The organism is Massilia sp. PAMC28688 (genome assembly GCF_019443445.1).
GTDB lineage: Bacteria > Pseudomonadota > Gammaproteobacteria > Burkholderiales > Burkholderiaceae_D > Telluria_A.
In genome coordinates this window covers 505154-521420 of sequence record NZ_CP080378.1, presented here as the reverse complement: position 1 = coordinate 521420, position 16267 = coordinate 505154, and the positions used below count along the sequence as shown (strand labels likewise).

The window sequence follows — 16267 nt, the reverse complement described above, 5'->3', positions numbered from 1 at the left end:
GGCGCTTGCACAAATCAGTTACTCCTTGCGTTTGGGCACAGTAGCGCCACCGTGCCGGCCCAGCTTCTACAATGGCTTTTACTATTGATATCGCAAGGAGAAACCTGCATGGAGCAGACTACTGGACAAAGCTTGGCCGGCAAACGGGTTGCCTTCCTCATGACCGATGGGGTGGAACAGATTGAATACACTTCGCCGCGCAGTTTCCTTGAGCAGCACGGCGCCACCGTGATCCTGGTGTCGCCCAAGGACAAGGGGGCGCAGGTGCAGGGCGTGCACCACGACAAACCAGGCGACAGTTTCGAAGTGGAGATGAACGTGCGCGACGCCAGTCCGCGTGACTTTGACGCGCTGGTGCTGCCGGGCGGGGTGGCCAATCCCGACACGCTGCGCATGAGTGCCGAATCGATCGACTTCATCCGCCAGTTCGCCGGCGAAGAAAAGCCGATCGCTGCCATCTGCCACGGGCCCTGGCCCCTGATCGACGCCGGCGTGGCCAAAGCCAGTCACATGACAAGCTGGCCCAGCCTGCAGACGGACCTGCGCAATGCCGGGGCGGAGTGGACTGACGACGAAGTAGTCATTGATGGCCGTCTCGTCACCAGCCGCAAACCGGACGACCTGCCCGCGTTCAACAACGCCATCAAGAACATGCTGGAAATCGACGTGGGCGCGGCCGAGGGCGGGCCGTCATCCTGATTACGCAGAAACTACACACATTGAGCAAACTTGGCCGTTTTTTTGCTGTCGTAGGGGAGTCACCGGTTTTCTGAGCGAGCCGCAGCGGCTCGCTGCCGGTGCGCGCGCTGCCACGGCGGCGTGTTCATGTCAACACACCAAGGAGGGAGCAATGGCAACTATCAACGCACCAGCGAATGACCGCAGGCATTTGTCCGACCGGCGCAGTGGCAGTGGCAGCATGAGCAAATCCAAGATGAATGCGCTGGACTGGATCGCCATGGTCTTGCTGATCGTCGGGGGCCTCAACTGGGGTCTGGTCGGGCTGTTCAACGTGGACCTGGTGGCCACCCTGTTCGGCACGCAAACGCCGCTGTCGCGCATCGTTTATGTGCTGGTGGGCTTGTCGGCGCTGTATTCCATCTACACCAGCAGCAAGATGGCATCGCGCAAAACCTAGCGGAGACAGGGATCCGCATTGCGGGTCCCTGCCGTTCAACGGGGCGCTGTCTGTGCCAGTGTTTCAGCAAACAATGCGTTCAGGGAAGCGAGGGCGAGCTGCGTTCTGTCCCGGGGAGGCCTCATGTGTTCGAGGCGCGCCAGCTCGGCACCAATAAACGCATAGAATGTGCTGCGGGGGCACTGCCGCCTGGCGAACCGGGGTAGGGGATGTCAGCGCGCGATCGTCTGGCGGAAGCCTTCGAGTTCTTCGGTCGCTTCCGACTCGATGGCGCCCTTGCTATTTAAAAACTGTCGGTGGACCTTGGCCATGGCCCGGGTTTCCGGTGCGTACCAGTAGGTCACCTTATGGGTCGGCCGGCTGCCTGTTGCCCCGGCGGTTTCCCACAGCGCTTCGATTTTGATGGCGTTAAACGACCCGGCCGCAACGGTGATGTATTCCGTGTCGAGCACTTCGTAGCGCTGGAAGACCCGCTTGCCCTGGATTTGATTTTCAGTCGTCCAGTCCATGCCGGGCACAAAGGTGGTGGTGCAGCTATTGATGATGCCCAGCGATCCCGTTCCGAACACGTCGATCATGCAGGAGTCATTGCCGATGGTGGGCCCCTGGTGCCACAGTGTCGGGCGCCCCGTCAGCGCGGCCGGCATGGATTCGGCCACCAGGGCGCCGCCGGGACCCTGGCCGGCGCGGAAAATCGTGCGCGATTCGCTGGTCCCGGCCGGCGTCTTGAGCACGCGCTTGTAGGTCCAGGTCTGTCCTGCGGCGACCGGCTCCTGCATGACCGGGGCCATGGGCGCATTGTCAGCCTGGGCCAACGCAGTGCCCATGGCCAATATGCAAGCTGTCATCGTGTTTTTCATGCAATTCTCCGTTGTGCCATTCACTGTAGCGATAGTGTATGCGCTAAGAAAGTTTATGCGTGAAAATTTTCAATTTTGGTAATGCCGAAATAAAAAAAAAGCCACCCGAGGGTGGCTTAAAATCATCTTCGAGGAAAAACAGGGAAACGCGGGTAGTACAAAAAAATCGGTTCAGCCCAGGGTCCAGTTGTAATCAACCTTGGTCCAGGTAGAATCAGGCTTGCCATCCTTCATGCCCGGCTTGAATTTGCATTCGGCGACGGCCTTCAGGGCTGCCTTGTCGAGCGACTTGAAGCCACTCGTCTTGTCGAGCTTGGATTCGAGCACGCGGCCTTCGGCCGACACCAGGAACATCATGGATACCACGCCTTGCTCTTCGTTCATCAAGGCAGCTTTCGGATACTCAGCCTTGCAGCTGCGGGCATCGAAGACGGCGGGTACTTCGGCGGCGATGGCGGTGCTGCCAACGCCGGCAAGGCACAAGGCGGCAATTGCATGGAGAGTGAATTTGCTGGGCATCATGGTAGTCCTTAAAGGTTGGCAGGAGGCAGTGCAGTGCCGATGAGAGATACTATACGGCAATACATTCTGTGTGGCAACTAACATTGTGCCGTAAAGCAACAGATTATTCTGAAACGTCTTGTCACGAATGGGGTCTGCACGGGCAAAGCGCATGGGGTACAATGGAGTCTCTGCGGGGGCGACCTGGTTTCGACGTGGGTTGTAAAGCAGTGCAGGGCATACCGAGGGCGGGCTACCTCGTAAATACAACCTGAAAAACTTAACTGCAAACGATAACTCGTACGCACTCGCAGCTTAATTGCTGCTAGCTCTAGAACACCTCGTCCCTGGGGTGGGCCGTCAAAAGCTCTAGAGTCATTTACAGGGACTCGTCTTGAACTGGGTTACTTAGTTCCGGACTAAATCATAGGTAACTCGCTTGTACACAGCGTGCTCGTCCGCGTTGTATGAGTCAAATTAAATGGCAGAGCTAAGTATGTAGAACTGTCTGTAGAGCGCTTGCGGACGCGGGTTCAATTCCCGCCGCCTCCACCACCGTATGCGAAAGGCCACCCACCGGGTGGCCTTTTTTTTAGCGCCAACAGGCGGCGGGAATTGAACCCGCGGGGCGCGGGGGATTCGCCGGGTTTCGCCGGGCATGCCCGGCGCGGCGAATCCGGCTTTCCCTTGCAAGGGAAAGCCTCTCCGATTCCCCTAACTAAGGGAAATCGCGCAAGCGATTTCTTGCCCTTCCGCCTCCTGCAAGTTCTGTAGGGAAAATCGCCGCAGGCGATTTTCCCGCACTACAATTACCCAATCCCAACATTTGATCCGCCATGTCCCACACCCACGCTTTTGCCCACTGGCCTTTCGCCGCTCCCGTCAACGCAATCAGTTATTGCACCACCCTCGTGGTCCACAACAGACTCCCGATCCTGCGGGTCTCGCACGATCGCGATGGTGACTGGCAATTCCACGACGCCACCACCGACGACCCAGGCGAACCGGTCCTCCTGTGCCTGGGCTGCGTCTTCGAGCGCGATGCAACTGTGGCCGAAGTGAGTGATCTGCCGCAGGGATGGAGTGCCTGGCGTTCCCACGTGGGCGCAGCCTGGGAGCGCTGGGAAAACGACGATGATGAAGACGAGGAAGAAGACCAAGATGAAGGCCTGACAGCGAATCCGTCCGCCTGCAGCCACAGCCCCGAGGAGGAAGCGGCGAGCGAACAGCGCGCCCTGGCCGACATCGACCAATACGGCCTGCACATCATTGCCGTCAGCGCTGAAGGCGATCTGCCGCCGTTTGCCTACTCCATCGGCATCACACAAACGCTCGGCATGCCAGAGCTGATCGTGATCGGTCTGAAAGCCAGCGTGGCGCATTACGTCCTCAACGAGTGCTACCGCCGGATGAAAGCCGGCCTGAGCCCCGCGCCGGGCACGCGCGTGGCCGGACTGCTGGACGGCGACTACGAATGCGTGCTTGTCGAGATGTCGCCTGACCACTACCGCGACTATCTGGGCTGGGCTCTCTGGCGCAACGATGGCCCGAATTTCCAGGCCCGCCAGATCGTCTATCCCAACACCGCCAACATTTACCCGTGGGATGCAGAGGCGACCGAAGGGTTCAAGAACTGGCAACCGGTACTTTCCGCGCCGGAGGATCAGGGACCGCGCTAAGATAGCGCCATCGCTGACCTTCCCGTGTCCCGGAGCGCCATGAAAACTGACCAGCATCGCACCTTGCTCGCCACCTTGCAGGAACGCTTCGCAGCGCATCCGGAGCGTCACCCTGGCTGCCACTGGCATGATGTCGAGCAGCGCCTGCGTGCGCAGGCTGCAAAACTGCAGACACTGCACGAGATGGAGCAAACGGGCGGCGAGCCGGACGTCACTGGCTACGACAAGACCAGCGGAGAATTCATCTTTTGCGACTGCGCGCCGGAGAGTCCCACGGGCCGGCGCAGCACCTGCTACGACCAGCAAGCTCTGGACGCCAGAAAGGAAGCCAAGCCCAAACACAGTGCGGTCGGCATGGCGGCAGCGATGGGCGCGGCCTTGCTGACGGAAGCGCAGTATCGAGAGCTGCAGCAGCTCGGCCCGTTCGACCTGAAAACCTCCAGCTGGCTGGCCACGCCCCCGGAGGTGCGGCAGCTGGGCGGCGCCATCTTCGGCGACCAGCGCTACGGCAGGGTATTCATCTACCACAACGGTGCCCAGTCCTACTACGCCGCCCGCGGCTTTCGCTGCCAGTTGCGGGTCTGAGCGCCAGTCGCCGCTGCTGTGACAAAGTGATATATTTCGGCAAATTTTGCCTGATATGATGCTTGCGACCTGACCGAGCGCCTCCAGCGCATGCCTCTATGACCAAACTGTTCGCCGCCTTGATCGCAGCGTCACTGCTGATATGGGCCGCGCCGTGGGCGCCGGACGATATCGCCAGGGAAGCGGCGGCCTTGCGCGCGACCAGCACGGCAGCCCAGCTCGACCTGGGAACAATCGTCCAGAAGCATATTCCTCCCGGTGCGCGCCAGCGGTCGGTGGAACGGGCGCTGAAAGAGCAGGGATTTGAGCTGTACTATGAAGTGGGCAAGGAAGACGACCAGCCGCGCGAAGTACTGGCGCGCCGGCCCATGAGCCGGATATCGGCATGGTTTGGCGTGGTAGAGGAAATCCGGCTGATTGTCGTGTTTCACAACGACGTGGTGCGCACCGCCACTGGAAAACTCATTTATCGCGGCAGCTGACCACAGTGATCGCCACCTTGCCTCGCTCCCTGATTGCCGGCCTGGTATTGGGCGCGGCCTGCGGCCTGCACCCGCCTGCAAGCGCCCTTGCTGCGACGGGAGCGGCTGCGTCGTGTCCTTCAAACGATTTTTCGACGTTCATTAGCGCGTTTTCCCATAGTGCCATGCTGCAGACAGTCTATTCGCAGTCGCCGCTTGATTACGCCCGCGTGCTCGACCATGGGGAGCCAGAGCCCAGGACCATCACGCGCAGCGTGGAGCGGGCGGCGCCGGCGTACTTTGCCATGCTGTCACAGGCAGAGCGCGGGAAGCAAAAGCTGGAACGAAGCGTGAATGTGCGGGGGCGGGATGTGGCCACCGTCGTGCTGTCAAGACCAGATACCGACCACCAGGTGGAGTATCTGTTCCGCCGCACCGCGGGCTGCTGGCAACTGCAGCGGATCAGCGACCACTCGCTGTGATGGAAGAGGGGAAGGGCCCGCGCACTACGCCGTCAGCACAGTCCTCGTGGGCGAGGCCAGCGTGGCCAGCACCAGCTCCAGCAGATCGACCGGCGTATCGACCAGGAAGTCCGCATTCCATTTGACCGGCTCAATCGCGCCGCAGTAGCCCCAGCCGCAGGCGATGGTGGGCATGCCGGCGGCGCGCCCGGCTTCGATATCACGCAGATCGTCGCCCGCATACCAGCAATCTTGCGGTGCAATGCCGATCCGGCGCGCCGCTTCCAGCAGCGGTTCCGGATGCGGCTTCGCATGGGCGGTGGTGTCGCCCGAAATGATGCAGGCCGCGTGCTGCAAGCCGATTTGCGGCAGCAAAGGATCGGTAAAGCGGGCCGGCTTGTTGGTCACGATGCCCCATACCACGCCGGCGCGGGTCAGGCCGTCGAGCAGTTCGATCACGCCGCCAAAGAGCGTGCTGTGGACCGACATGGCGGCCTGGTAGTTATCGAACCACTCCAGGCGCAGTGCCTCGTATTCGGGATCGGCGGGCAGCTTGCCGAACGCCGCCCCGATCATGCCGCGCGCCCCGGCCGACGCCGTGGGGCGCAGGACCTCGTACGGCGTGGCGGCCAGCCCGCGCTCGGTGCGCATGCGGTTGACCGCCGCCGCCAGATCCGGCGCTGTATCGGCCAGGGTGCCATCGAGATCAAACAGCACTGCGCGCGGACGCGCCACATTGGCGGAAGTAGTCATGATAGGAAAAGAAGTGAGTGGCGCGCAGAGCGCTTATGACGGACGGCTGCAGGCCACCATGTAATTCACATCGGTGTCCTGGTTGAGCGCATAAATTTTGGTCAGCGGGTTGTACGTCATGCCCTTGATCGCATCAAGCTGCAGGCCGGCGGCGCGGATAAACTGCGACAGCTCGGCCGGTGTCAGGAACTTGGCATAATCGTGCGTCCCCCGCGGCAGCATGCGCAGCACATACTCGGCGCCGACCACGGCCAGCAGGTACGCCTTGGGATTGCGGTTGATGGTCGAGAAAAACACATGCCCGCCCGGCTTGACCAGCGTGGCCGCCGCCCGGACGATGGACGCCGGGTCAGGAACATGCTCGAGCATTTCCATGCAGGTGACCACATCATACTGGCCAGGTTCTGCAGCCGCCATGTCCTCGGCCGAGATGCATTGGTAACGCACCTGCACCTCCGCTTCCAGGCTGTGCAGGTCGGCCACCTTGAGGGCTTTTTCGGACAGGTCGATACCGGTCGCATCGGCGCCCTTTTTGGCCATCGACTCGGTCAGGATGCCGCCGCCGCAGCCAATATCGATGACCTTCTTGCCCGCCAGCGGGGCGCGCGCATTGATCCACTCCAGGCGCAGGGGATTGATATCGTGCAGGGGGCCAAACTCGGACGTGGGGTCCCACCAGCGGTGGGCCAGCTCGCTGAATTTCTGTATTTCTAGAGGGTCGGCATTCATACGCGGAATAATAACGGGAAATTTGCCGACGTGACGGACGCGAGCATAAAAAAACCCCGCCGCAGCGGGGTTTCCTGGCTGAACCTTGCGGAACAGCGAAATATTACTTGCGGGTACCGACTACTTCGATTTCCACGCGACGGTTTTGCGCGCGGCCGGCGGCGGTCTTGTTGTCGGCAACCGGCTGCTTCTCGCCCTTGCCTTCGGTGTAGATGCGGCTCGCTTCGATGCCCTTGGCCTGCAGGTAAGCCTTGACCGCGCCCGAGCGGCGCATTGCCAGTTTTTCATTGTATGCATCGGTACCGATCGAATCGGTGTGGCCGACGGCAATGATCACTTCCAGGTTGACGTCCTGCAGTTTCGATACCAGGTCGTCCAGCTTGGACTTGCCTTCAGGCTTGAGCACAGCCTTGTCAAAGTCAAACAGCGCGTCGGCCGAGAAGCTGACCTTTTCCGACGATGGGGTAGGGGCGACGACAACCGGGGCAACCGGGGTAGGGGTCACGGGCGGGGCGACCGGCACCACAGGCTCAGGTGGCGTGACGCACTTGCCATTTTCCAGCTTGGCCGGCTCGACGCAGACCGGCAGGTCGCAACCTGGCACGGCATCGGCCGGGGTCCAGTAGCCGGTGCGCCAGCACAGGCCGAACGCATTGCGGGCGATCACGCCGCGCGCATCCTGCACGTAAGCGCTGTTTGGCTTCGGTGCCATGATATCGGTGGTCAGCGGCGCGAACGGCGGCGAGCTCTGGGCGAAGGCGCTGCTTGCGACAACGCTCGCTGCGAACATGAATCCTAAAACTTTTTTCATTATTTTCCTTTCGGGAAGTATCCGCAGCTGAATCTGCGGCTGGCCGTAGCGGCCAGCGGGCTTATGAATTTAATAGTAACAGCATGCTGCGGCACGGCCTCTTTCTGCTTGCGAAACAGGCAATTAACATCTCGGCCATTTTGCCACAGCGGACGAAATAGCACGACCGCGCTATTCAATCCATGCAGAATGTTATTCGTAATGTTGTTTTCGTGCAACGTGATCTTGAACAGGGCTTGGGCCGGATGCCCCCGCAGTGCTTTCGCGCACTGCCGCGCCTTAATCGAGGAAATGGCCTGTAGCCATACGGCGCATGCTAAAATCCTACGATTGTGTTGATCGTCGGCGTGCCGCGATCGGCGTACTGCGCAAGTAGTGCGCGCCCCAAGCGCAGGCCACATGCAGCATTTGCGTACAGCTAATATAACTTCAGCCTGAGATCAGTCGACCCGCCAATGGATCAATTCGCAAAAGAAACAATTCCCATTTCCCTCGAAGAAGAGATGCGCAAGAGCTACCTCGATTACGCCATGAGCGTGATCGTGGGTCGCGCCTTGCCGGACGTGCGGGACGGCTTGAAGCCGGTACACCGCCGCGTCCTGTTCTCCATGCACGAGAGTAACTACGTCCACAACCGTCCGTACGTCAAGTGCGCGCGCGTGGTTGGCGACACCATGGGTAAGTATCACCCGCACGGCGACGCCTCGATTTACGACACGCTGGTGCGCATGGCGCAGGATTTCTCGCTGCGTTACACGCTGGTCGACGGCCAGGGCAACTTCGGTTCCATCGACGGCGACAGCGCGGCGGCCATGCGTTACACCGAGTGCCGCCTGGACAAGATCGCCAGCGAAGTGCTGGCCGATATCGACAAGGACACGGTCGACTTCCAGCCTAACTACGACGGCAAGGAAAAAGAACCGACGGTACTGCCGACCCGCATCCCCAACCTGCTGATCAACGGCTCGTCCGGTATCGCAGTGGGTATGGCAACCAACATTCCGCCGCACAATCTGACCGAAGTGATCAACGGCGCGCTGCACGTGCTGCGTAATCCGGAATGCACCATCGATGAGCTGATCGAGATCATTCCTGCGCCGGACTTCCCGACCGCCGGCATCATCTACGGCGTGTCCGGCGTGCGCGACGGCTACCGCACCGGCCGCGGCCGCGTGGTCATGCGCGCCAAGACCCACTTTGAAGAGTACGGCAAGGATGGCGGGCGCATTGCCATCATCGTTGACGAGCTGCCTTACCAGGTCAACAAGAAGTCGCTGCTGGAGCGCATCGCTGAAAACGTGCGTGACAAGAAGCTCGAAGGCATTTCCGACATCCGCGACGAGTCCGACAAGTCCGGCATGCGCGTGGTCATCGAGCTCAAGCGCGGCGAAGTGCCGGAAGTGGTGCTGAACAACCTGTACAAGCAGACCCAGCTGCAAGACACCTTCGGCATGAACATGGTGGCGCTGGTCAACGGCCAGCCAAAGCTGCTGAACCTCAAGCAGATGCTGCAGTGCTTCCTGTCGCACCGCCGCGAAGTGGTGACACGGCGCACCGTGTTCGAACTGCGCAAGGCGCGCGAACGCGGCCACATGCTCGAAGGCCTGGCAGTGGCGCTGGCGAACATCGACGACTTCATCGCCATCATCAAGGCGGCGCCATCGCCACCGATTGCCAAGACCGAGCTGATGGCGCGTGCGTGGGACTCGTCCCTGGTGCGCGAAATGCTGCTGCGTACCGGCGAGAGCGAAGCGGGCGGCATCGAAGCGTTCCGTCCCGAGCACCTGCCGAAGCACTACGGCATGCAGAGCGATGGCCTGTACAAGCTGTCGGACGACCAGGCGCAAGAGATTTTGCAAATGCGCCTGCAGCGCCTGACCGGTCTTGAGCAGGACAAGATCGTCAACGAGTACAAGGAGGTGATGGCGCACATCGCCGACCTGCTCGACATTCTGGCCAAGCCGCAGCGCGTGACCACCATCATCACCGACGAACTGACCGTCATCGTCAACGACTACGGCGTAGGTGCCAAGGACGTGCGCCGCTCGACCATCGAGCACAATGCGACCGACCTGGAAACGGAAGACCTGATCACGCCGCAGGACATGGTCGTGACGCTGTCGCACACCGGCTACATGAAGTCGCAGCCGATCTCGGAATACCGCGCGCAAAAGCGCGGTGGACGCGGCAAGCAAGCCATGGCGACCAAGGAAGAAGACTGGATCGACCAGCTCTTCATCGCCAACACGCACGACTACATCCTGTGCTTCTCCAACCGCGGCCGCATGTACTGGCTCAAGGTGTGGGAAGTGCCGCAGGGCTCGCGCAATTCGCGCGGCAAGCCGATCGTGAACATGTTCCCGCTGCAGGACAACGAAAAGATTACCGTGGTGCTGCCGCTGTCGGGCGAAAACCGCGTGTTCCCGGAAGACCATTACGTGTTCATGGCCACCAGCCTTGGTACCGTCAAGAAGACGCCGCTGAAGGACTTCAGCAATCCGCGCAAGGCCGGCATCATCGCGGTGGACCTCGATGATGGCGACTTCCTGATCGGCGCCGCGCTGACCGATGGCGAGCATGATGTGATGCTGTTCTCCGACTCCGGCAAGGCGGTGCGCTTTGACGAAAACGATGTCCGTCCGATGGGCCGCACGGCGCGCGGTGTGCGCGGCATGAACCTGGAAGAAGGGCAGAACGTCATCGCCCTCTTGGTGGCCGAGAACGAGCAGCAGTCCGTGCTCACGGCAACCGAGAACGGCTTCGGCAAGCGTACCCCGATCACCGAGTACACCCGCCATGGCCGCGGCACCAAGGGCATGATCGCGATCCAGACCAGTGAGCGCAACGGCAGGGTAGTGGCCGCCACGCTGGTGGAGCCGAAGGACGAGATCATGCTGATCACGACCGGCGGCGTGCTGATTCGCACCCGCGTGGCCGAGATCCGCGAGATGGGACGTGCCACGCAGGGCGTGACGCTGATTGCGGTGGAAGACGGCACCAAGCTGTCAGGCTTGCAGCGCATCGTGGAGACGGATCTGGAAGACGTGGACCTGGAAACGCCGCCGGAGTAATCAGCTTTGGTGGACCTTTAAAAAAACCGGCTTCCTTCAACGGCGCCGGTTTTTTTCGTATCAGATCAGGAATGCGCGGGCAGAAATATCAGCCATGTAGCACCATCGCGAGAGCAGCCGGTAAGCCTTGGCTTGGCCAGGCATTCGTGCCGGGTCAAGGCACCTACAGCTGCCACCATTTGCTGCTGCGCTTGAATTGCGCTAGTGGAATTGTCGCGGGAGCGAGGAGGCTGCCTCATTGTTGATTTGTCACCAGTGTAATCCGGGGAAGGCGACAGCAGCAAACATTCATGTCAGTCGACAACCAAATCTGCGATTCATGCGAAAATAACACGGTCAGTGGCTGTAGTTGCCTCGCTTTCCTTCGCCGCACATGAAACGTCTGTTCCTCGCATTCTTCGCTGTTGCCATGTTTGGCGCCCAGGTGCCGGTCCTGTCTGCGCCAGCGACGCCTGCCGCTCCCGAAACGCTGGACCCCATGAAAGTGGCCGCCGCGCGCGACCTGCTGGAAGCGATGCGTTTCAAATTCGCGCTGGCCGCCGACATGAAGGCCGCTGCCAGCGGTGCCGAAGACATGCTGCACAAGATCGTGGCCCGAAAGGTGCAGGACAATGCGCAGCTCGATGCCGCTGCCCGCACCAAGGCCACGGCCGCGCTGCAGAAAATGATGCCGGAGGCGGTCGAGGCGCTGGAGGGCGTGTTCACCGACCCGCAGACCAGTGAGGACATCAGCAAGGAAACTGCGCGCATCTACGCGCGCACCTTCAGCGTGGAAGAACTGGTGCAGATCGCCACCTTCTACCGCACTCCGACCGGCCAGAAGCTGCTCGGCATGTCGACCCGCATCCATAACGAATCGCTCGCCTATGGTCGCCAGTACATTTTGCGCCGCATTGACACACTGGTCGAAGAAATGATGAAGAACGCAGCGCCTGAACAACCCCCACGCAAGGATGCCAAGTGACCCCGATTTATAACTTCTCCGCCGGCCCGGCCGTGCTGCCCAAGGAAGTGCTCACGCAGGCAGCTGCCGAAATGCTGGACTGGCATGGCAGCGGCATGTCGGTCATGGAGATGAGTCACCGCGGGCCGGAATTTATCTCAATCTACCAGGCCGCCGTGCGCGACCTGCGCGCGCTGCTCAACGTCCCCGCCAACTACCAGGTCCTGTTTCTGCAGGGTGGCGGGCTGGGTGAAAATGCCATCGTGCCCATGAACCTGGTGGGACGTGCGACGCAGCCGGCCACGATCGACTTTATTCACACCGGCACCTGGTCCGGCAAATCAATCAAGGAAGCGCGCCGCTACGCAGAAGTAAACGTGGCCGCGACCTCCGAGCCCGGACACTTTTCATCCGTGCCGCCGCAGGAATACTGGAAGCTCACGCGCGACGCGGCCTATGTCCACATCTGCACCAACGAGACCATCGACGGCGTCGAATTCAATTTCGTGCCGACCGTGCAGGGTGACACGCCACTGGTGGCAGACATGTCGTCGCATATCCTGTCGCGGGAAGTGGACGTGTCAAAATACGGCGTCATTTTCGCCGGCGCCCAGAAGAACATCGGACCTGCCGGGCTGACCCTGGTGATTGTGCGCGAGGACCTGATCGGCAGCGCGCTGCCCATCTGTCCGTCCGCCTTCGACTGGAAGCTGGTGGCCGACAACGACAGCATGTACAACACGCCGCCGACGTATAGCATCTATATCGCCGGCCTGGTGTTTGCACACCTGCTGCGCCAGGGTGGCGTGGCAGCAGCCGAACGGCGCAACATCGCCAAGGCCGAACTGCTGTACGCTGCACTTGATGCTGACGATTTTTACCAGAACCGGGTGGCCAAGGACTGCCGCTCGCGCATGAACGTGCCGTTTTTCCTGCGTGACGAAACACTGAATGACAAATTTTTGGCCGGCGCAAAAGAGCGCGGCCTGCTGCAACTGAAGGGCCACAAGTCCGTCGGCGGTATGCGTGCATCGATCTACAACGCGATGCCGATCGAGGGTGTACAGGCCCTGGTCGATTATTTGAACGAGTTCGCCGGCCGCAGAAAGTAGCGCCGCCGGCGCCCGAGACCGCCCAACCGCATTGACCATGACAGACAAACTGACCCCCTTGCGCGAACAGATCGACGCGATCGACGCCCAAATCCTTCAACTCCTGAGCCGCCGTGCCGAACTGGCGCAGCAGGTCGGCCACGTCAAGGCCGAAACCAACGCGCCCGTGTTCCGTCCCGAGCGCGAGGCGCAGGTGCTGCGCGGCGTGGCCGAGCGCAATCCCGGCCCGCTCAAGGGCGCGGAAGTGCAGACCATCTTCCGTGAGATCATGTCGGCCTGCCGCTCGCTGGAAAAGCGCGTCACGGTGGCCTACCTGGGGCCGGCCGGCACCTTCAGCGAGCAGGCCGTGTACCAGCAGTTCGGCAGTGCCGTCGAGGGCCTGCCCTGCATTTCGATTGATGAAGTCTTCCGCGCCACCGAAGCCGGCACCGCCGACTTCGGCGTGGTCCCGGTCGAAAATTCGTCCGAGGGTGCCATCAACCGCACGCTTGACCTCATGCTCGGCACGACCACCATTATCAGTGGCGAAATTTCGATTCCCGTCCATCACAGCCTCATGACGAGCACCGGCAGCATGGATGGCGTGACGGTGGTGGCCGCGCACTCGCAGGCGCTGGCGCAGTGCCAGGTGTGGCTCAACCAGAATTATCCAAACATCGAACGGCGCGCGGTCGCCTCCAATGCGGAAGCTGCCGTGATGGCCAGCCAGGACCCGACCATGGCCGCGATTGCCAGCGAAATGGCGGGCGAACAGTACAAGCTGGGCGTGGTCAAGGCGCACATCCAGGATGACCCGCACAACCGCACGCGCTTTGCCGTCATTGGCCACCTGCACACCAACCCTTCGGGCGCCGACCAGACCTCGCTGGTGCTGGCGGTTCCCAACAAGGCCGGCGCGGTGTACAACCTGCTGGCGCCCCTGGCGGTGCATGGCGTATCGATGACGCGCTTCGAGTCGCGCCCGGCGCGCATCGGCACCTGGGAATACTATTTTTACGTCGACATCGAAGGCCACGTGCAGCATCCCTCCGTGGCCAAGGCGCTCGAAGAACTCAAGGATAACGCTGCATTTTTCAAGGTGCTGGGCTCTTACCCGCTCAGTCTCACTTAAACTACTTTTCAGAGATATTTTTCATGTCACAGCAATTCGGTCCAGAGTACGTTCGTGCCATCGCTCCTTACCAGGCGGGCAAACCCATTGCGGAAGTCGCGCGCGAGTTCGGGCTTGATGAAGCCAGCATCGTCAAGCTGGCCTCGAACGAGAACCCGTTCGGTGTGCCCGAATCGAGCAAGCAGGCCATGGCTGCTGCCGTAGCGGAACTGGGTCGCTATCCGGATGCGAACGGCTTTGACCTGAAAGCGGCGCTGTCCAAGCGCTACGACGTGCCGGCTGACTGGATCACGCTGGGCAATGGCTCCAACGACATCCTGGAAATCGCCGCCCACGCGTTTGTGCAAAAAGGGCAGTCGGTGGTGTACTCGCAGTACTCGTTCGCGGTCTACGCACTGGCAACCCAGGGCGTGGGTGCGCGCGCCATCGTGGTGCCGGCCAGGGATTACGGCCATGACCTCGACGCCATGGCCGCGGCGATTGAAGAAGATACGCGCCTGGTATTCATCGCCAACCCGAATAACCCGACCGGCACCTTCATCGAAGCTGCCCGCATCGAAGCCTTCCTGGCCAAGGTGCCGGCGCACGTTGTGGTGGTGCTGGACGAAGCCTACAACGAGTTCCTGGCGCCGGAACAGCAGTTTGAATCGGCACAGTGGGCCCGCAAGTACCCTAACTTGCTGGTGTCGCGCACGTTCTCCAAGGCGTATGGCCTGGCCGGGCTGCGGGTCGGTTTCGCCATCGCGCAGCCGGCCATCACGGACCTCATGAACCGCATTCGCCAGCCTTTCAACGTCAATTCGCTGGCGCAGGCTGCTGCCATTGCGGCGCTCAACGACAAGCCGTTCCTGGAGCAGGGCGCCAGGAACAACGCCGCAGGCTATGCGCAGTTTGTGGAAGCGTTCGATGAACTGGGTCTGGAATACGTGCCGTCCTTCGGTAATTTCGTGCTCGTGAAAGTGGGCGATGACGATGGTGCCGGTGCGCGCGTGAACCTCGCGCTGCTCAAGCAAGGCGTGATTGTGCGGCCGGTCGGCAATTATGGCCTGCCCCAGTGGCTGCGCATTTCCATCGGCCTGCCGCAGGAAAACGCAATCTTCATCGCTGCACTGAAAAAGGCCCTGTCATAAGTGTTTGATAAAGTCGTCATCGTTGGTGTTGGCTTGATTGGCGGCTCGTTTGCGCGGGCTCTGCGCCAGGCCGGTGCCGTGCGCATGCTGGTGGGTGTGGGCCGCTCGCCGCAAGCGATGGCACGTGCGCTCGAACTGGGCATCATCGACCAGGTGGCGTCGCTGGAAGAGGCCATGCAGGGCGCCAGCCTGGTCTTGATCGCAGCGCCGGTGGCCCAGACCCAGTCGCTGCTCTCTGCCATGCTGCCGCTGCTCGAGCCGGGCACCATCGTGACCGACGCGGGCAGCACCAAGGGCGATGTCGCGGCCGCCGCCCGCGCCGCGCTCGGCGAACGGGTAGGGCAGTTTGTGCCGGGACACCCGATCGCCGGCCGCGAAACCAACGGGCCGGATGCCGCCATCCCCGACCTTTATCAAGGCAAGAAGACCGTCCTCACGCCCCTGGCCGAAAACAGCGCTGAAGACGTGGCGCGCGTGGCTGCTGCATGGACCGCGTGCGGCGCCGTGATTCATACCCTCACCCCCGAGGAACACGACAAGGTGTTCGCGTCCGTATCGCATCTGCCGCACTTGCTGGCGTACGCGCTGGTGAACGACATTGCCAACAAGCCGCATGCCGAGCTGCTGTTCCAGTACGCCGCCAGCGGCTTTCGCGACTTTACCCGTATTGCCGGCTCGTCGCCGGAAATGTGGCGCGACATCACGCTGGCCAACCGCAGCGCGCTGCTCGGCGAGCTCGATTCGTATCTGGCACAATTGGGCAGCCTGCGCAGCGCGCTGGCCGCCGGCGACGGCGCCGCCATTGAATCTGTCTACGCCACCGCCCAGCGGGCACGGCGCCGCTGGAGCGGCGCCATCGAAGCTGCCGAAGCAGCACCACCGGACACCGCAGAATAACTTTTACCTCACAAGGACTTCATCG

Annotated in this window: 17 protein-coding genes and 1 other RNA gene; 13 read left to right on the top strand and 5 right to left on the bottom strand. The window is 61.5% G+C overall.

Annotated elements, in window-relative coordinates:
* The first annotated feature begins 108 nt into the window (after window positions 1-108).
* Window positions 109-699 (top strand): type 1 glutamine amidotransferase domain-containing protein, encoded by a 591-nt coding sequence (locus tag KY495_RS02260; RefSeq protein ID WP_219882160.1) that lies wholly within the window; start codon window positions 109-111, stop codon window positions 697-699.
* Window positions 700-850: 151 nt separating this feature from the next.
* On the top strand, window positions 851-1138 hold the full coding sequence (locus KY495_RS02255) for a DUF378 domain-containing protein (protein ID WP_219882159.1): 288 nt from the start codon (window positions 851-853) through the stop codon (window positions 1136-1138).
* A 212-nt stretch (window positions 1139-1350) separates the two neighbouring features.
* On the opposite strand, the gene KY495_RS02250 is transcribed toward KY495_RS02255, so the two are convergent.
* Together KY495_RS02250 and KY495_RS02245 are read right to left on the bottom strand one after the other, a co-directional pair.
* Window positions 1351-1998, bottom strand: coding sequence for a hypothetical protein (locus tag KY495_RS02250; RefSeq protein WP_219882158.1), 648 nt, complete (start codon window positions 1996-1998; stop codon window positions 1351-1353).
* Window positions 1999-2169: 171 nt separating this feature from the next.
* On the bottom strand, window positions 2170-2520 hold the full coding sequence (locus KY495_RS02245) for an energy transducer TonB (RefSeq protein WP_219882157.1): 351 nt from the start codon (window positions 2518-2520) through the stop codon (window positions 2170-2172).
* Between the two features lie 174 nt (window positions 2521-2694).
* On the opposite strand from KY495_RS02245, the gene ssrA reads away from it, so the two are divergent.
* From ssrA to KY495_RS02220, 5 genes are all read left to right on the top strand, one after another.
* Window positions 2695-3054, top strand: a transfer-messenger RNA (tmRNA) gene (ssrA, locus tag KY495_RS02240).
* 281 nt (window positions 3055-3335) lie between these two features.
* Window positions 3336-4178: a DUF4262 domain-containing protein gene (locus KY495_RS02235; RefSeq protein WP_219882156.1), complete on the top strand. Its 843-nt coding sequence runs from the start codon at window positions 3336-3338 to the stop codon at window positions 4176-4178.
* A gap of 39 nt (window positions 4179-4217) precedes the next feature.
* The gene (locus KY495_RS02230) at window positions 4218-4763 is read left to right on the top strand and encodes a DUF4256 domain-containing protein (protein ID WP_219882155.1); all 546 of its coding nucleotides are present in this window, start codon (window positions 4218-4220) and stop codon (window positions 4761-4763) included.
* 98 nt (window positions 4764-4861) lie between these two features.
* Window positions 4862-5245: a hypothetical protein gene (locus tag KY495_RS02225; RefSeq protein ID WP_219882154.1), complete on the top strand. Its 384-nt coding sequence runs from the start codon at window positions 4862-4864 to the stop codon at window positions 5243-5245.
* Between the two features lie 164 nt (window positions 5246-5409).
* Window positions 5410-5706, top strand: a complete 297-nt coding sequence (locus KY495_RS02220; RefSeq protein WP_219882153.1) for a hypothetical protein — start codon at window positions 5410-5412, stop codon at window positions 5704-5706.
* 24 nt (window positions 5707-5730) lie between these two features.
* Here KY495_RS02220 and KY495_RS02215 read toward each other — a convergent pair whose 3' ends face one another.
* The 3 genes from KY495_RS02215 to ompA all read right to left on the bottom strand — a co-directional run bounded on the left by KY495_RS02215 (window position 5731) and on the right by ompA (window position 7978).
* Entirely contained in the window at window positions 5731-6438 is a 708-nt protein-coding gene (locus KY495_RS02215; protein WP_219882152.1) for an HAD family hydrolase, read from the bottom strand.
* A gap of 33 nt (window positions 6439-6471) precedes the next feature.
* Window positions 6472-7167, bottom strand: a complete 696-nt coding sequence (gene ubiG / locus KY495_RS02210; RefSeq protein WP_219882151.1) for a bifunctional 2-polyprenyl-6-hydroxyphenol methylase/3-demethylubiquinol 3-O-methyltransferase UbiG — start codon at window positions 7165-7167, stop codon at window positions 6472-6474.
* 103 nt (window positions 7168-7270) lie between these two features.
* A complete protein-coding gene (ompA, locus tag KY495_RS02205) occupies window positions 7271-7978 on the bottom strand; it encodes an outer membrane protein OmpA (RefSeq protein WP_219882150.1) in 708 nt (235 codons plus the stop codon).
* Window positions 7979-8433: 455 nt separating this feature from the next.
* Here ompA and gyrA point away from each other — a divergent pair, with 455 nt between their 5' ends.
* From gyrA to KY495_RS02175, 6 genes are all read left to right on the top strand, one after another.
* Window positions 8434-11049 carry a DNA gyrase subunit A gene (gene gyrA / locus KY495_RS02200; protein ID WP_219882149.1) on the top strand — a complete coding sequence of 872 codons (2616 nt, stop codon included), beginning with the start codon at window positions 8434-8436 and terminating at the stop codon, window positions 11047-11049.
* Between the two features lie 373 nt (window positions 11050-11422).
* On the top strand, window positions 11423-12013 hold the full coding sequence (locus KY495_RS02195) for a DUF2059 domain-containing protein (protein ID WP_219882148.1): 591 nt from the start codon (window positions 11423-11425) through the stop codon (window positions 12011-12013).
* On the top strand, window positions 12010-13104 hold the full coding sequence (gene serC, locus KY495_RS02190) for a 3-phosphoserine/phosphohydroxythreonine transaminase (RefSeq protein WP_219882147.1): 1095 nt from the start codon (window positions 12010-12012) through the stop codon (window positions 13102-13104). The genes KY495_RS02195 and serC overlap by 4 nt, the downstream gene beginning before the upstream one ends.
* Before the next feature lie 37 nt (window positions 13105-13141).
* Complete coding sequence (gene pheA, locus KY495_RS02185; protein ID WP_219882146.1) at window positions 13142-14215, top strand: prephenate dehydratase; 1074 nt, start codon at window positions 13142-13144, stop codon at window positions 14213-14215.
* Window positions 14216-14238: 23 nt separating this feature from the next.
* The gene (gene hisC, locus KY495_RS02180) at window positions 14239-15345 is read left to right on the top strand and encodes a histidinol-phosphate transaminase (RefSeq protein WP_219882145.1); all 1107 of its coding nucleotides are present in this window, start codon (window positions 14239-14241) and stop codon (window positions 15343-15345) included.
* On the top strand, window positions 15346-16242 hold the full coding sequence (locus tag KY495_RS02175) for a prephenate dehydrogenase/arogenate dehydrogenase family protein (RefSeq protein ID WP_219882144.1): 897 nt from the start codon (window positions 15346-15348) through the stop codon (window positions 16240-16242).
* Window positions 16243-16267: the final 25 nt, after the last annotated feature.

What these genes read in the sequence shown, in the direction of transcription:
- KY495_RS02215 (WP_219882152.1), bottom strand. Translation starts at nt 6,438, where the DNA reads ATGACTACTTCCGCCAATGTGGCGCGTCCGCGCGCAGTGCTGTTTGAT.
- KY495_RS02225 (WP_219882154.1), top strand. Translation starts at nt 4,862, where the DNA reads ATGACCAAACTGTTCGCCGCCTTGATCGCAGCGTCACTGCTGATATGG.
- KY495_RS02245 (WP_219882157.1), bottom strand. Translation starts at nt 2,520, where the DNA reads ATGATGCCCAGCAAATTCACTCTCCATGCAATTGCCGCCTTGTGCCTT.
- KY495_RS02250 (WP_219882158.1), bottom strand. Translation starts at nt 1,998, where the DNA reads ATGAAAAACACGATGACAGCTTGCATATTGGCCATGGGCACTGCGTTG.
- pheA (WP_219882146.1), top strand. Translation starts at nt 13,142, where the DNA reads ATGACAGACAAACTGACCCCCTTGCGCGAACAGATCGACGCGATCGAC.
- ompA (WP_219882150.1), bottom strand. Translation starts at nt 7,978, where the DNA reads ATGAAAAAAGTTTTAGGATTCATGTTCGCAGCGAGCGTTGTCGCAAGC.
- KY495_RS02195 (WP_219882148.1), top strand. Translation starts at nt 11,423, where the DNA reads ATGAAACGTCTGTTCCTCGCATTCTTCGCTGTTGCCATGTTTGGCGCC.
- KY495_RS02230 (WP_219882155.1), top strand. Translation starts at nt 4,218, where the DNA reads ATGAAAACTGACCAGCATCGCACCTTGCTCGCCACCTTGCAGGAACGC.
- gyrA (WP_219882149.1), top strand. Translation starts at nt 8,434, where the DNA reads ATGGATCAATTCGCAAAAGAAACAATTCCCATTTCCCTCGAAGAAGAG.
- hisC (WP_219882145.1), top strand. Translation starts at nt 14,239, where the DNA reads ATGTCACAGCAATTCGGTCCAGAGTACGTTCGTGCCATCGCTCCTTAC.
- KY495_RS02235 (WP_219882156.1), top strand. Translation starts at nt 3,336, where the DNA reads ATGTCCCACACCCACGCTTTTGCCCACTGGCCTTTCGCCGCTCCCGTC.
- KY495_RS02255 (WP_219882159.1), top strand. Translation starts at nt 851, where the DNA reads ATGGCAACTATCAACGCACCAGCGAATGACCGCAGGCATTTGTCCGAC.
- KY495_RS02220 (WP_219882153.1), top strand. Translation starts at nt 5,410, where the DNA reads ATGCTGCAGACAGTCTATTCGCAGTCGCCGCTTGATTACGCCCGCGTG.
- KY495_RS02260 (WP_219882160.1), top strand. Translation starts at nt 109, where the DNA reads ATGGAGCAGACTACTGGACAAAGCTTGGCCGGCAAACGGGTTGCCTTC.
- ubiG (WP_219882151.1), bottom strand. Translation starts at nt 7,167, where the DNA reads ATGAATGCCGACCCTCTAGAAATACAGAAATTCAGCGAGCTGGCCCAC.